Source organism: Acinetobacter sp. ANC 4173 (assembly GCF_004331255.1).
Lineage (GTDB): Bacteria > Pseudomonadota > Gammaproteobacteria > Pseudomonadales > Moraxellaceae > Acinetobacter.
This window is the reverse complement of the sequence record NZ_SJOF01000001.1, coordinates 241,005-255,817: the sequence shown is the minus strand read 5'-3', so window position 1 is coordinate 255,817 and position 14,813 is coordinate 241,005. Positions and strand designations below refer to the sequence as shown.

Below are 14,813 nucleotides of genomic sequence, written 5' to 3'. Positions count from 1 at the left end.
GCGTCTTATAAGACTCTGATTTTATGAGCAGCTATAACGCACAATACGCAAAGTACTTGGACGCGCTTCTAAAGCCTGACGTGTTGCGTAGTCTTCGCCATTATGTAGGTCAGGTGTGTTACTTAGACCGATAGACGTGCGTGAATTACCAATCTGGCGACCATAATTATCAGATGCCATCGCAGCAGGGTTGGCAACTTCATTCACGCTGAGAATTTGTAATTTAAAGGTTTTATTTGTACCTAAAACTTTCTGGCAAGCACGTTGTAGTTTTTTGGCATCCAGATCCTGATTTTGACGACCAGCGAGGGTATAAGCGAGGGTTGCTGAGTCCGCTGTTTGGCTTTCTACACGGTAACCGACTTGACCATTATACTGTTGGGGAGTGCTTTGGCAGGCTGCAAGAGCTAAAGCGATAAAACCGAGTCCTAAAAATTGAAACGTTTTTTTCATGGTGGAAGTTCCGTGTTTTATTCTTGGGCACAGTATGCCATAAGCCTGTAGAAATAACGATGTAATACCTATGAAAACGACCTCCCTGTAACAAAATACAGAAGGGTCGTCTCGGTGCTTAGCTTCAGCAGTTAATGGTCAGTAATGAGACTATGTTTTTTCGTGTCCTTCATAAAAACATAGGTAATTAAGGATAAGCCAATCATGATGGTAATATAGTAAAAGAAATAGCTTTCATGTCCTGCATTTTTAAAACTTAAAGCGATCAATTCTGCGGTACCACCGAAGATGGTATTGGCAATCGCATAAGGCAGTGCAACACCTAAAGCGCGAATATGGGGTGGAAATAGTTCAGCTTTTACAACCGCATTAATCGCGGTATAGCCTGTAACAATAATCATCCCACTCATGCAGAGTAAAAATGCCGTTGTTACGTCTGTGGTTGTTCCCAAACGATTGAAAATCGGCACGGTAAACAGAACCCCACAAATACCAAAAGCAATCATAATTGGTTTACGCCCAATTTTATCGGACAAGGCGCCTACCGCAGGTTGAATCAGCATAAAAATAAAGATGGCTGCGGTGGTAATTTCAGTGGCTGTACTTTTATCAAAACCAGACGTATTGACTAAATATTTTTGTAGATAAGTGGTGAAGGTATTGAATGCGAGTGTGCCGCCCGCAGTCAGCATAATGACAGTAAAAGCTGCTTTAGGATGTTTAGTAAATAACTCGATTGCACCTGATTTTGGACCACCTTGTTTGGCTTGTTCTTGCGCTTCTTTTGAAGATTGGGTCTCAACCAATCCACGACGAATCCAAAACACCACAATGGCTAACATGGCACCAATCAGGAAGGGAATGCGCCATCCCCAAGCATGTAGAGCTTCTTCTGAAAGCGTGTGTTGTAGAATAATCAGTACGCACAGGGCGATAAGTTGCCCTGAGATTAAAGTCACATACTGAAAACTAGAGAAAAATCCGCGATGGTTTTTTCCTGCCATTTCAGTGAGATAAGTCGCACTCGAACCATATTCTCCACCGACACTGAGCCCTTGTAATAGACGTGCAAACAATAAAATTGCAGGTGCTAACATTCCCACAGCATCATAGGATGGGGCACAGGCAATCATCAGTGAGCCAACACACATCAAAGATACAGAGAGGGTTAAACCTGCTTTACGCCCCTTGCGATCCGCATAAATACCCATAATCCAAGCGCCAATAGGACGCATTAAGAAGCCTAAGGCAAATACGGCTGCGGCCTGTAATAGTTTGACGGTTTCATTACCTTCTGGAAAGAAAACAGGCGCAAAATAAAGTGTGAATGCTGCATAAACGTACCAATCGTACCACTCTACAAGGTTACCGGCGGAGCCCCCTAAAATAGATTTAAAACGTGTTTTTCGATCAAATGGCGTGTGCGCAATTTGTGGAGATGATTTTGACACAAGGAATTCCAGAGCTGCGGAAAAACACATTCTTTTAAGTTCTTTACCGTGGGAGAAAAACTTAAAAACATGTATTTTTTAGGAGAAATAATATGTTACTTTTCACATTTATTTATACGCTCTTGAGATGGATTTCGCATTCGACTTTAGTCGCAATGATGTCTGTGATAGGTGTGGAGTGATTCAATATTAAACTGGCTAATCAAGATTAATGACACGTGTGTAAGGACTTTGCAAAGAACACATTTTATTGCAATGGTTCGACAATAAATGCCTTGCAATTTAGGTTTTCTGTTAGGATTGAGTAGAGGATTATATAAACAGAAAAGTTGCTTGAAGCACGCAAAATAAGAGGAGCCTAAATATGGACCAACATCATATATATGACATGGTCGTCATTGGTGGCGGAATCAACGGTGTAGGTATTGCTGCTGATGCCGCAGGGCGTGGATTATCTGTTTTGTTGTGTGAAAAGGATGATTTGGCCAGCCATACTTCATCCGCCAGCAGTAAATTGATTCATGGTGGGTTACGTTATTTAGAGCATAAAGAGTTTCGTCTGGTACGAGAAGCTTTGGCTGAGCGTGAAGTCCTCATGGCGAAAGCACCACATCTCATTCGTGCCATGCGCTTTATTATGCCGCATCGCCCACATTTACGGCCTGCATGGCTGATTCGAACGGGCTTATTTTTCTATGATCATTTGGGCAAACGTGAAAAATTGGCGGCTTCGAATCTGATTGATTTTGATCCCAAAACCAGTCTATTTAAACCTGAAATCGTCAAAGGTTTTGAGTACTCGGATTGTGCTGTGGATGATGCCCGTCTTGTCGTTGCGAATGCAATTCAAGCGCATGAAAATGGTGCGAGTATACAAACACGCACACGCTGTATTACTGCGCAGGCAGAGCAAAATGTTTGGACAGTACAATTACAAAATACACAAGGGGCTTTCGCTGTTCGCGCCAAAGTACTGGTGAATGCCGCAGGGCCATGGGTCACTGAATTTATCCAGCAAGATTTAAAAATGCAGGCGGCTTATAGCATTCGATTGATTCAAGGTAGCCATATTATTGTGCCGAAGATTTATTCAGGAGATAAGGCTTTTATTCTGCAAAATGATGATCAGCGGATTGTTTTTGCTATTCCGTATTTAGATGAATATACCTTGATTGGGACTACGGATCAGCGTTATTTGGGCAATCCAGATCAGGTGGATATTACAGAAAGTGAAATTGATTATTTGTTGCAGGTCATGAATGCACATTTCCAGCAACAATTAACGCGCCAAGACATTATTTCGACTTATTCAGGTGTCCGTCCATTGTGTGATGATGAGTCTGATAATCCCTCTGCTATGACGCGTGATTATACCTTGGTATTGACTCAACAGGAGCATGCGCCATTACTTTCAGTATATGGGGGCAAGCTTACGACTTATCGTAAACTGGCTGAATCGGCAATGCATCAGCTCAAACCATTTTTTAGCAAATTAAAACCTGACTGGACGGCCAAAGCCTTGTTACCAGGTGCGGAAAACTTTTTTGATGCTGAGCATCTGGTCAAAGAGCTAGAGCAATATTTACCAGATGTGCCGAAGTCTCTGGTCGAGCGTTGGGTACATAGCTACGGTTCTCGAGTATGGAGGATGCTTCGAGATTGTGAACATGTTTCTGCGTTAGGGCAGTGTTTTGGTCATGACTTATATCAGCAGGAGGTGGATTATTTGGTTGCGAATGAATGGGCGGTGAGTAGTGAAGATATTTTAAAGCGCCGTAGCAAACTGTATTTAAAATTTGACCAAGACCAGATTGCTAGATTGGATGAGTATTTGCTTGCTTTGCATAAACGTCGTGCACAAGAAATGGCTGCGTAGCCATAATTTTGAGTGAATACAGATTATTTTTTTAATTCTAATCGAGGTTAGATCTTTGATTAAAAAAAGCCGCGTATGCGGCTTTCTAGTCTTTAGATTTCGATACCGCCAAGTTGTTGGCAGTTTACAGGCGTATTCCATTTAACGGCTGTACCCCAAACCACTGGGCGTACAATACGCCAAGGCCAAAAACCAAATCTTTGGCTTGCATTGTAGTTAATCACCACATTGCCACCGACTTGATGTGCCCGCTCAGCAAAGCGAGGGTAGAGCTCTACTACGTTACCATAAGTCCCTTTCGCAACTTTAATCCGCTTCTTAATCTGAAATTGATTCGAGTCGGGTGTACCTTTAATGGCACAAACATGTAGAACGGGTTGTTCTGTTGTTTCGGTGTTGGCTAGAGCAAGATTGGATAAAGCAAATGCGCAAGTCAAAAGTGCGAGTGTTTTTAGCATGAATTTCCCCTTAGATATTTCTTTTTGATTATAAAGTTTATAAAAAATAGCTTGAAAAAAGACCGCTAGTGCGGTCTTTAATCTTAAGTTTTTTTAAGCATTTAAGCAGATTGCTTAACCGCTTCTAAAAGTTCGTTTTGACGAGCTTTAAGTGCAGCTGGTAAACGGTCACCTAATTGATTGAACAATTCAGTGTGACTTTCAATTTCTTTGATCCATTGCTCTTTGTCTTGAGAGGTAATCAGGTCAAATTGAGTTTGAGTAAAGTCAGAACCAGTCCAGTTTAACTGTTCGTAAGTTGGCACACGACCAATTGGAGTTTCAACTGCATCAGCACGGCCTTCACAACGATCAATGATCCATTCCAGCACACGCATGTTTTGACCAAAACCAGGCCATACGAAGTTGCCTTCAGCATCACGGCGGAACCAGTTTACATTGTAGATCCCTGGAAGTTTGTTACCTGCAGCTTTCGCTTTCGCTTCAACTTCTGCACCCATTTCTAACCAATGAGAGAAGTAGTCTGCCATGTTGTAGCCTGCGAACGGAAGCATAGCAAATGGATCGCGACGAACAACACCTTGTTGACCAACAGCGGCAGCAGTTGTTTCAGAACCCATTGTTGCAGCTTTGTATACGCCATCTACCCAGTCAAATGCTTCTGAGATTAATGGAACTGTATCCGCACGGCGACCACCGAAGATGAACGCAGAAATTGGAACACCAGCTGGATTTTCCCAGTCAGCGTCAATAGAAGGGCATTGACCCGCAGCCACTGTGAAACGCGCATTTGGATGAGCTGCTTTTTCAGTACCTGTATGAGGTTGACCTTTCCAGTTGGTCAGGTTTGCAGGCGCTTCTTTAGAAAGACCTTCCCACCAAACTTCGCCGTTGTCAGTTACAGCAACGTTGGTATAGATGACGTCTTTATGAAGTGTCGCCATACAGTTCGGGTTAGTCTTGGTATTTGTACCAGGTGCTACACCGAAGAAACCAGCTTCAGGGTTAATTGCATATAAGCGACCATCTTCACCTGGTTTAATCCAAGCAATATCGTCACCTACAGTTTCAATTTTCCAGCCTTCGTAGCCAGCTGGTGGAATCAGCATCGCAAAGTTTGTTTTACCACACGCAGAAGGGAATGCCGCTGCGATGTAGTGTTTTTCACCTTGAGGATTCGTTACGCCAAGGATGAGCATGTGTTCAGCTAACCAGCCTTGTTCACGGCCCATTGCAGATGCGATACGGAGTGCTAAGCATTTTTTACCCAATAATGCATTGCCGCCGTAACCAGAACCGTATGACCAAATTTCACGAGTTTCTGGATAATGAACGATGTATTTTTCAGGGTTGCAAGGCCATGCAACATCTTTTTGTCCTTCTGCAAGCGGTGCACCTACAGTGTGGACGCAAGGAATGTACTCGCCATCAGTACCAAGAACGTCATAAACGGCTTTACCCATACGTGCCATTTTAGACATGCTTACCGCAACGTAAGGTGAGTCTGTTAATTCAATACCAATGTGTGCAATGTGGCTGCCCAAAGGACCCATAGAGAAAGGAACAACGTACATTGTACGACCTTCCATTGCACCGTCAAATAAACCATTTAAACGAGTGCGCATTTCTGCAGGAGCTTCCCAGTTGTTTGTCGCACCAGCATCTTCTTCTTTTTCAGAACAGATATATGTACGACCTTCAACACGCGCAACGTCAGAAGGGTCAGAATTTGCAAGATAAGAACCAGGGTGTTTTTCTTGATTTAAAGCTTGCATAGTGCCGTTAGCGATCATCAAGTCGATAAGACGTTGATATTCTTCTTCGCTGCCGTCACACCATTCAATCTTTGCTGGTTTGGTTAATTTCGCAATTTCTTCAACCCATGCAATAAGCTTAGGGTGACGAACGAATTCTGGTGCGTTCACTTGGGTCATGGTGAGGCCTATCTTAAAAGTGTACAAATTTTGTACAAAGTCCAATCTAAGTAATCAGGTTACCTAGATGAAAGTAAAAAAAAGTGGCAGTATTAAAGCACAAAACGATGAAAAAAATAAGACACCCGTATCTACTTGTAGATATTGATAATTTGTATTGTATTTTTAATTTTCCATTATAAATCATTGTGTTGTGATTTGTATTTTTTGACTTTATTTATATTTATTTTATTTATGGAAATTATTTATTTAAATTATATGCTTTATATACAATAGCTTATGTATATTTTTTTTATGAGAACTATTATTGATTAAATGAATGGTGGTAATTTGAATTTTGCATAAGGGCATTGTTAATTGGTGATAAATTGGACAAAATTAGAGCAAATACTTCATAGAAGTGAATTTGCGGGATGAATTTAAAACCCCTTTCGATTATTTACAATGCACGCTCTGGTTTTCATGCCAGCAATAAAGAAGAAATCTATGAGCAATTGCTGACATATTTTACAGAGCACGGCTTTGAGATTCAGGTTTTTGAGCTGGGCGAAAAAAACGATTTTCCTATTTTGATGCAATCTATTATACAGCGCCATCATTGTTCCAGCGAAATGGGTGTGATTGTTTCAGCAGGCGGTGATGGAACGTTAAATGCGGTTGCCAAAGCCTTACTCGGGACCCATATCCCTGTCGGTATTTTACCTTTAGGCACATTTAATTATGTTGCCCGTGTTTTGAATATTCCACTTGAAATTATGCAAGCGGCTGAAGTGGTTGCTACAGGGCAGATACGCTCTATTCATGTGGCTAAAATTAATGATCAAATTTACTTAAATAATGCCAGTTTGGGTTTATATCCTTTATTTATTCAACGTCGTGAACTCTATAATGCCAAGTTTGGACGTTTTCCTTTACATGCCTACACTTCGGGTTTGGATGTGTTGATTCGAGATCGTAAAGAGTTGAAGCTAGAGGTGGAAGTGGATGGTAAAACTTATCCTGTAAAAACCCCATTAATCTTTTTTGGTAATAATCAATTACAGTTAGCAGAAATGAAATTACGTATTGCCAAATGTGCAGAGCAGGGGCAGGTTGCAGGCGTAGTGGTTGCAAAAAGCGATAAATTAACTTTATTTCGAATGTTATTGCAGTTAATTCGTGGTGAGCTAGAAAAAGCACCAGATGTGTATAGTTTTGCCGCAGATGATGTCAAAGTTTTTTCGCAACGTGAAAAATTAACGGTTGCACTGGATGGTGAAATTGTAGAAATGTGCCCTCCACTGCATATCACCGTACAAAAAAATGCAGTTAACATAATGGTGCCGTATGCTGCTGCATCTGTCTGATCTGCATTTTGGTACTGAGCGACCTGAATGTCTAACTGCGATTCAGCGGTTTTGTTGTGAACAACAGCCCGAATTGGTGGTAGTGAGCGGAGATTTAACCCAACGTGCGCGCTATAGAGAATTTTTTCACTGTAAACAGTTCCTCGACAGCTTGAATTGTCCTTACTTGGTGGTGCCAGGTAACCATGATATTCCGTTGTACCATGTTTGGGATCGTATTTTTAATCCCTTTACCCGTTACCAATTGTTTTTTGGCAATATGGAAATGACCTTGGAAACTGAGCACTTTTATGTGATTGGGGTCAACAGTATCCGCCGTCGTTACCATACGCGCGGGCATATTTCTTTAGAGCAAATTCAGCAGATTGATCAAATCTTACAGCGCGCACCAGAGCACAAAATTAAAATTATTGCGGCACATCAACCTTTTTATGCATCACCAGAAGATCCGCATGGCATTAAAGACTGTCCTGTACTTGGACGTATGGCATTAGAAGTTTGGAGTAAAAGTGGTTTAAAGGCACTGCTGCATGGTCATTTGCATCAGTCAGCAGTGTTCGATTTAAATTATTTATATCATTTAAATGTTGGGCATCCTGTGTTGGATATTCATGCAGGAACGGCAACGTCTTATCGTTTACACCATGCTTTAAGCAATAGTTTTAATGTGATTGATGCGCAGGCCGATGTGCGCCATTATCAATTTAGCCTTCAACATTTAGACTTTGAATTGGTATAAATTGCTGAATTCAGCAACGAATCAGTTGTATTGCATAAAAAACATACAAAAAAGATGTTTTTTTTAAAGTCTGCCCTTGAAGCCCTATTTTCCATCCCCACAAAAGTGTCATCTAAATTCATTTTGATGATGACCAAAGGAATAAATAAGTCGTCATCAGTCATCTTAATAGACTTAGTCTGATGGAGTTATTTATGAGCAACATTCGTCCATTACATGACCGTGTAGTTATTCGTCGTGTTGAAGAAGAAACGAAAACCGCTGGCGGTATCTTATTGCCAGGTTCTGCAGCAGAAAAGCCAGCACAAGGTGAAATTATTGCTGTAGGTAATGGTCAAATCACGGACAACGGTATTCGTGCTTTAGATGTAAAAGTTGGCGACAAAGTATTGTTCGGTACTTACGCAGGTACAACCGTAAAAGTACAAGGTGAAGAACTTCTTATCATGAAAGAGTCTGACATTTTAGCTGTATTAGAAGGCTAATTCTGTTCTTACTCGTTCAATCTCAGATTAGTAAAGATTAAAAAATTTCGGAGTCTATAAATGTCAGCTAAAGACGTAAAATTTGGTGATTCAGCACGCTCTAAAATGATTGCAGGCGTAAACGTGCTTGCAGATGCTGTAAAAGTAACTTTAGGCCCTAAAGGTCGTAATGTTGTGATTGACCGTTCTTTCGGTGCACCGCACATCACTAAAGATGGTGTAACAGTTGCGAAAGAAATTTCTCTTAAAGATAAATTTGAGAATATGGGCGCTCAATTGGTTCGTGAAGTATCTTCTAAAACCAATGACATCGCGGGTGACGGTACAACAACAGCAACTGTACTTGCTCAAGCAATTTTAAATGAAGGGATCAAGTCTGTAACTGCGGGTATGAACCCAATGGACTTGAAACGTGGTATCGACCTTGCAGTTAAAGCATTGGTTGCTGAAATTAAAGCAACAGCAAAACCTGCTTCTGATACTAAAGCAATTGAACAAGTGGGTTCAATCTCTGCAAACTCTGACGAAACTGTAGGTAAACTCATTGCACAAGCAATGGAACGCGTGGGTAAAGAAGGCGTAATTACCGTTGAAGAAGGTTCAGGCTTTGAAGATGCTTTGGACGTTGTTGAAGGTATGCAGTTTGACCGCGGTTATATCAGCCCGTACTTTGCCAACAAGCAAGATACTTTAACAGCTGAATTAGAAAACCCGTTCATTTTGCTTGTTGACAAAAAAATCAGCAACATCCGTGAATTGATTACTGTACTTGAAGCGGTTGCTAAAACAGGCAAGCCACTTTTAATTATCGCTGAAGATGTTGAAGGTGAGGCTTTAGCTACGCTTGTTGTGAACAACATGCGCGGTATTATCAAAGTATGTGCGGTGAAAGCACCTGGTTTTGGTGACCGTCGTAAAGCAATGCTTCAAGACATCGCAATCTTGACGGGTGCGACTGTGATTTCTGAAGAAGTAGGCATGTCTTTAGAGCAAGCTTCTCTTCAAGATTTAGGTACTGCACACAAAATCACGATTTCTAAAGAAAATACTGTGATTGTTGATGGTGCTGGTGATGCAGCTCAAATTTCTGAACGCGTTACTCAAATCCGTGCGCAAATTGAAGAATCTACCTCTGAATATGACAAAGAAAAACTTCAAGAACGCGTAGCTAAATTAGCTGGCGGTGTTGCAGTCATCAAAATTGGTGCTGCGACTGAAGTTGAAATGAAAGAGAAGAAAGACCGTGTTGACGATGCGCTTCATGCAACGCGTGCTGCGGTTGAAGAAGGTGTAGTTGCTGGTGGTGGTGTTGCACTTGTACGTGCTGCAACTGCACTTGATGGTGTAACTGGCGCGAATGACGATCAAAACGTAGGTATCAACATTTTACGTCGTGCAATTGAAGCACCACTTCGTCAAATCGTTGCGAATGCAGGTGATGAGCCTTCAGTTGTGATCAATGCAGTGAAAAATGGTGAAGGTAACTTTGGTTACAACGCTGCTACTTCTGAGTATGGTGACATGCTAGAAATGGGTATTCTTGACCCTGCAAAAGTAACGCGTTCTGCACTTGAACATGCTGCTTCTGTTGCTGGTCTAATGCTCACAACTGAATGCATGATCACTGATATTCCAGAAGACAAGCCTGCTATGCCTGATATGGGCGGCATGGGTGGTATGGGCGGCATGATGTAATCATTACCCCCAGATTCACAGATCTAAAAAATCCCCACTTAATGTGGGGATTTTTTATTTTTATCGGTGTAATTGATTTAGAAAAAGATTTTAAAAACAAACTATTAAAAGAGTATAAAGGTCGTTTAATTTTTCAGTGATTGGCAGAATATGCCGCATCCATAACTGAAAGAACAAAAAGTCGCGGTATTTTGAACTAAGTCAAATCAGTAACATCAACTTGTGAGTGTTTTTTAAAGCAGTCCAATCAGCTTTTATAACATGAAATCAAAATTTCTGAGCTGTTTGTGAATGTATACAACCGAGAGGTAATTGCCATAGCATGTGCACTGATACTTACAGTTCAGTATAGAGATATATCAAAATTTTGCCAAAAACGTTTGTTCAACTCAAATTGAGCTATTCCTTTTATTGGCAAGCTTCCGCTAGATTTTGAACATATTCCTTAAGCGTACTTTAACCCCATAAAATCAGTGTCCAAGTCACGGCAATGATGCTTAAAGCAACAAATTGCGCAGCACTGCCCATATCTTTGGCATTTTTAGACAAGGGATGACGTTCTAAAGAAACGCGATCGACAATGGCTTCTAAGGCAGAGTTGAAGAGTTCAACGATAATTGCCAATAGACAGACTGCAATGAGAAGGGCTTGCTCGCTACGACTCACGTTAAGAAAAAACGTGATTGGAATCAAAATAAGATTGATATAAATAATTTGTCGAAAAGCAGCTTCATGTTGAAAAGCGGCTTTAAATCCAGCGATAGAATAGTGGGCTGCGTTAAAAATTCGTTTAAAACCAGTTTTACCTTTAAGGGGAGAATATTCGCTCATGATGGATTGGATCGTTTAAGATAGAGAAGAGAATAGCCCTGATAGATTAAAGTGGGCTTAAAACATACAAAATATGTATGTTCAGTTTAGCATGAATTACGCTCAATCAAATGAGCAAAAAGTTGTAACTTGGCTTGGAATAAAGAGATCTTCATCCTTTAAGTTCAGCCTGATATTCAAGTTGGCATTGATTTTATGTATTGAAGAATATAAAGCCGACATTGGATTGACGCTGGATTTGCGTGATTGATTGAAATTATCGGGTGGAAGGAATGGATCTTCATCATTTCTACATAATTGAATAATAAATCCGTAACTATGTTAATAATGATTGTGTTTTATGCTTGGGTCATTGAATATCAACATAAATTTGCTAGTTTTTCTTTCTCCTTTGAATTCTAATTTTTAAGTGGCGCAAACCTATGTTGTCTAAGTTTTTTATACAACGTCCCATTTTTGCTGGCGTACTTGCAATTATTGTGATGGCTTTGGGGCTTTTTGCCGTTCTGAATTTGCCAGTAGAACGTTATCCCGATATTGCGCCACCACGAATTACTGTGAGTGCAACTTATACAGGTGCATCTGCGGAAACCGTAGAGGAAAGTGTTACGCAAATTTTAGAACAGCAAATCAAAGGTATTGATCATCTTTTATATTTTAGTTCCAGCAGTGATTCTTCTGGACGTAGTCGAATTAGCATCAGTTTTGAAAATGGCACTGACCCCGATACTGCGCAGGTACAAGTACAAAATGCAATTAACGGAGTCGTCAGTCGTTTACCCGAAGATGTGCAGCGCCAAGGCATAAATGTCTATAAATCACTGGGGGATACCCATATGGTGATTGGCCTATATGATGCCTCTGGTCGTAGCGACAATATAGAATTGTCTGATTATATGATGACCCATTTGGAACAGGATATTGCCCGTATTGAAGGTGTCGGTGAAGTTGATGTATTTGGCTCACAATACGCCATGCGCATCTGGCTGAATCCGAGCCAACTTAAGCAATATAGTTTAATGCCATCCGATGTTCGTAGCGCAATTGAAGCACAGAATACACAAGTTGCAGCGGGCGGCATTGGCGATTTACCCACAGTCGAAAATCAATATCTGAATGCAAAAGTGACTTCGGGATCTCGGCTTAAAACTGTACCTGAATTTGAACAGATTATTGTGAAATCAAACCGTGATGGTAGTTTTGTTTATTTAAAAGATGTGGCACGCATTGAGCTTGGTGCAGAAAACTATCAATCCTTTAATACCATCAATGGTTTTGCCTCGGCAGGGATGGGGATTTCTTTATCTTCTGGAGCGAATGCCCTTGCGACATCTGCACTGATTAAAGCCGAAGTTGAGCATTTATCCGGTAAATTGCCTGCGGGATATAAAATTGTTTATCCGCGGGATAATACGCCGTTTGTGCAAGAGTCGATTAAGGAAGTCGTCAAAACCCTGTTTGAAGCGGTCATTCTGGTGGTCATTGTCATGTTTCTGTTTTTGCAGAATTGGCGTGCAACTTTGATTCCAACTATTACTGTGCCTGTAGTGATTTTGGGAACGATGGCAATACTCTATGTTTTAGGTATGAGCATTAATACCTTAACCCTATTTGCTTTGGTTTTAGCGATTGGCTTATTGGTGGATGATGCCATCGTGGTGGTCGAAAATGTTGAACGTTTGATGCACGAACAGCATTTGTCTGCCAAAGATGCTGCCATTGAATCCATGCAGGAAATTAGTGGAGCCTTAATTGGGATTACTTTGGTACTGACGGCAGTCTTTATTCCGATGGCATTTTTTGGCGGCTCAACGGGTGTGATTTACCGTCAGTTTTCCATTACGTTAGTGGCTGCCATGGGGCTTTCCTTAATAGTGGCTTTGGTGTTAACACCAGCCCTGTGTGCTTTAATTTTGCAGCCCAGCAATAAGCAGAAAAAATGGGCAGCGTGGTTCAATCAAAAGTTAGACCAGTTAAAAATACACTATCTTAAACTCGCGCAATTGACCATAAATCATAAACGCATCAGTTTGGTGATATTTACTGCGTTAATCGCCGTATTTGCCTTGTTTTATCGTGCTTTGCCCACCAGTTTTATTCCGAGTGAAGATCAGGGCATATTAAGTGTGCAATTTGAGCTGATCAATGGCGCACCGTTGTCTAAAAGTCGCGAAGTGGGTGAGGAAATTCGCCAGTATTTTCTGAGTCAAGAAAAAGACAATGTCAACTTAGTGATGGTGCGTTATGGGCGTAATTACTCTGGGACGGGTCAGAATTTGGGACAAGGATTTGTTGCCTTGAAACATTGGGATGAGCGGAGTGGTCAACACAACTCAGCCCAAGCCATACGTGAACGGGCGATGCAGCATTTCCGTCAGAATCGTAATGCCAAAATTATGGTGAATATGCCTTCATCCGTGAGTGGGCTGGGCCAGACGGATGGTTTGGAGTTCTGGATTCGAGACATTAACGGCAATGGACGTCAATTCTTAGATTCAGAGTTTAAAAGGTTACAAACTGCCGCGGAACACTATAAGAGCTTTGAAAATCTGGATAACAAGGCAAACCCTGATAAAGCTGAATTACAAGTCAAGATTGATCAAAAACAAGCATTGGCTCTAGGTTTATCTCAGTCTGCCATTAATAGCACCTTATCGGCAGCGTGGGGCGGTTCTTATGTGAATGATTTTATTGATCGTGGGCGGGTTAAACGTGTGATGATGCAGGGAGATGCCGAATATCGCTCGACACCTGAAGATTTACAGCAATGGTATGTCCGTAATGATACCAATCAGATGGTGTCATTTGCCAGTTTTGCCAACGTGAATTGGGGTGGTGGACCTGAAGTCGTAAAACGCTTTATGGGCTATACCGCTTTAGAGATGGAAGCCGATACAGCCAAGAATGTGAGTTCGGGCGTCGCTATGGGGGATATTCAGAAACTGGTGGAGCAGCAGCCTGATATTGACTTGGCATGGAGTGGATTGTCTTTTGAGGAGCAGAAATCCAGTCATCAGGCATTATGGTTATATTTGATTTCGATTGGTTTTATCTTTTTATGTTTGGCTGCGTTGTATGAGAGCTGGACGATTCCAACAGCTGTGATGAGTGCCATTCCTTTAGGGATAGGGGGCAATATCCTATTCAGTTATTGGGTTGGCTTCCCGAATGATATTTATTTCCAGATTGCCTTACTCACTACGATTGGTCTGTCCTGTAAAAATGCCATTTTGATTGTGGAATTTGCTTCTATAGCGCAAACACGTGGTCTGACGGTCATACAAGCAGCTATGGAGGGGGCGAGTTTACGTTTACGTCCAATTTTGATGACTTCTTTGGCTTTTGGTGCTGGGGTTATTCCATTGGTGTTTGCCTTAGGTGCAGGGGCGGCAAGTCGACAGGAAATAGGCATTAGCGTCTTAGGCGGTGTAATTTTCGGAACAGTCTTGGTACTGATTTTTATTCCCTTTATGTACGTGTTGATTCGCTCCATGTTTGGGAAGAAACAACCGCAGTCATAGTGCTGTCAGCTGCTGATCGTTTTC

11 protein-coding genes are annotated in these 14,813 nt (G+C 41.4%); 6 read left to right on the top strand and 5 right to left on the bottom strand.

The annotated features are described in order from the left end of the window. Positions 1-21 precede the first annotated feature (21 nt). Both E0H94_RS01125 and E0H94_RS01120 read right to left on the bottom strand, forming a co-directional pair. Positions 22-453 carry a hypothetical protein gene (locus E0H94_RS01125; RefSeq protein WP_131324742.1) on the bottom strand — a complete coding sequence of 144 codons (432 nt, stop codon included), beginning with the start codon at positions 451-453 and terminating at the stop codon, positions 22-24. A gap of 131 nt (positions 454-584) precedes the next feature. Continuing rightward, positions 585-1,904 carry an MFS transporter gene (locus E0H94_RS01120; protein ID WP_131324740.1) on the bottom strand — a complete coding sequence of 440 codons (1,320 nt, stop codon included), beginning with the start codon at positions 1,902-1,904 and terminating at the stop codon, positions 585-587. A gap of 364 nt (positions 1,905-2,268) precedes the next feature. On the opposite strand from E0H94_RS01120, the gene glpD reads away from it, so the two are divergent. Then, a complete protein-coding gene (gene glpD, locus E0H94_RS01115; protein ID WP_131324738.1) occupies positions 2,269-3,780 on the top strand; it encodes a glycerol-3-phosphate dehydrogenase in 1,512 nt (503 codons plus the stop codon). Positions 3,781-3,872: 92 nt separating this feature from the next. On the opposite strand, the gene E0H94_RS01110 is transcribed toward glpD, so the two are convergent. Further along, a complete protein-coding gene (locus E0H94_RS01110; RefSeq protein ID WP_131324737.1) occupies positions 3,873-4,238 on the bottom strand; it encodes a hypothetical protein in 366 nt (121 codons plus the stop codon). A gap of 101 nt (positions 4,239-4,339) precedes the next feature. Next, entirely contained in the window at positions 4,340-6,172 is a 1,833-nt protein-coding gene (locus E0H94_RS01105) for a phosphoenolpyruvate carboxykinase (GTP) (RefSeq protein ID WP_131324735.1), read from the bottom strand. A 413-nt stretch (positions 6,173-6,585) separates the two neighbouring features. Between E0H94_RS01105 and E0H94_RS01100 the strand changes: the two genes are divergently transcribed. The 4 genes from E0H94_RS01100 (at position 6,586) to groL (ending at position 10,437) form a co-directional block, all read left to right on the top strand. Beyond that, on the top strand, positions 6,586-7,518 hold the full coding sequence (locus E0H94_RS01100) for a diacylglycerol/lipid kinase family protein (RefSeq protein ID WP_131324733.1): 933 nt from the start codon (positions 6,586-6,588) through the stop codon (positions 7,516-7,518). After that, positions 7,499-8,257, top strand: a complete 759-nt coding sequence (locus E0H94_RS01095) for a metallophosphoesterase family protein (RefSeq protein WP_131324731.1) — start codon at positions 7,499-7,501, stop codon at positions 8,255-8,257. The genes E0H94_RS01100 and E0H94_RS01095 overlap by 20 nt, the downstream gene beginning before the upstream one ends. A gap of 194 nt (positions 8,258-8,451) precedes the next feature. Beyond that, positions 8,452-8,742 (top strand): co-chaperone GroES, encoded by a 291-nt coding sequence (gene groES, locus E0H94_RS01090; RefSeq protein ID WP_116763434.1) that lies wholly within the window; start codon positions 8,452-8,454, stop codon positions 8,740-8,742. A 60-nt stretch (positions 8,743-8,802) separates the two neighbouring features. Next, positions 8,803-10,437, top strand: coding sequence for a chaperonin GroEL (groL, locus tag E0H94_RS01085; RefSeq protein ID WP_131324730.1), 1,635 nt, complete (start codon positions 8,803-8,805; stop codon positions 10,435-10,437). Between the two features lie 456 nt (positions 10,438-10,893). Here groL and E0H94_RS01080 read toward each other — a convergent pair whose 3' ends face one another. Continuing rightward, the gene (locus E0H94_RS01080) at positions 10,894-11,268 is read right to left on the bottom strand and encodes a diacylglycerol kinase (protein WP_131324728.1); all 375 of its coding nucleotides are present in this window, start codon (positions 11,266-11,268) and stop codon (positions 10,894-10,896) included. 422 nt (positions 11,269-11,690) lie between these two features. Between E0H94_RS01080 and E0H94_RS01075 the strand changes: the two genes are divergently transcribed. After that, positions 11,691-14,789: a multidrug efflux RND transporter permease subunit gene (locus tag E0H94_RS01075; protein ID WP_131324726.1), complete on the top strand. Its 3,099-nt coding sequence runs from the start codon at positions 11,691-11,693 to the stop codon at positions 14,787-14,789. Positions 14,790-14,813 lie beyond the last annotated feature (24 nt).

What these genes read in the sequence shown, in the direction of transcription:
- E0H94_RS01125 (WP_131324742.1), bottom strand. Translation starts at nt 453, where the DNA reads ATGAAAAAAACGTTTCAATTTTTAGGACTCGGTTTTATCGCTTTAGCT.
- glpD (WP_131324738.1), top strand. Translation starts at nt 2,269, where the DNA reads ATGGACCAACATCATATATATGACATGGTCGTCATTGGTGGCGGAATC.
- E0H94_RS01110 (WP_131324737.1), bottom strand. Translation starts at nt 4,238, where the DNA reads ATGCTAAAAACACTCGCACTTTTGACTTGCGCATTTGCTTTATCCAAT.
- E0H94_RS01105 (WP_131324735.1), bottom strand. Translation starts at nt 6,172, where the DNA reads ATGACCCAAGTGAACGCACCAGAATTCGTTCGTCACCCTAAGCTTATT.
- E0H94_RS01100 (WP_131324733.1), top strand. Translation starts at nt 6,586, where the DNA reads ATGAATTTAAAACCCCTTTCGATTATTTACAATGCACGCTCTGGTTTT.
- E0H94_RS01095 (WP_131324731.1), top strand. Translation starts at nt 7,499, where the DNA reads ATGCTGCTGCATCTGTCTGATCTGCATTTTGGTACTGAGCGACCTGAA.
- groES (WP_116763434.1), top strand. Translation starts at nt 8,452, where the DNA reads ATGAGCAACATTCGTCCATTACATGACCGTGTAGTTATTCGTCGTGTT.
- groL (WP_131324730.1), top strand. Translation starts at nt 8,803, where the DNA reads ATGTCAGCTAAAGACGTAAAATTTGGTGATTCAGCACGCTCTAAAATG.
- E0H94_RS01080 (WP_131324728.1), bottom strand. Translation starts at nt 11,268, where the DNA reads ATGAGCGAATATTCTCCCCTTAAAGGTAAAACTGGTTTTAAACGAATT.
- E0H94_RS01075 (WP_131324726.1), top strand. Translation starts at nt 11,691, where the DNA reads ATGTTGTCTAAGTTTTTTATACAACGTCCCATTTTTGCTGGCGTACTT.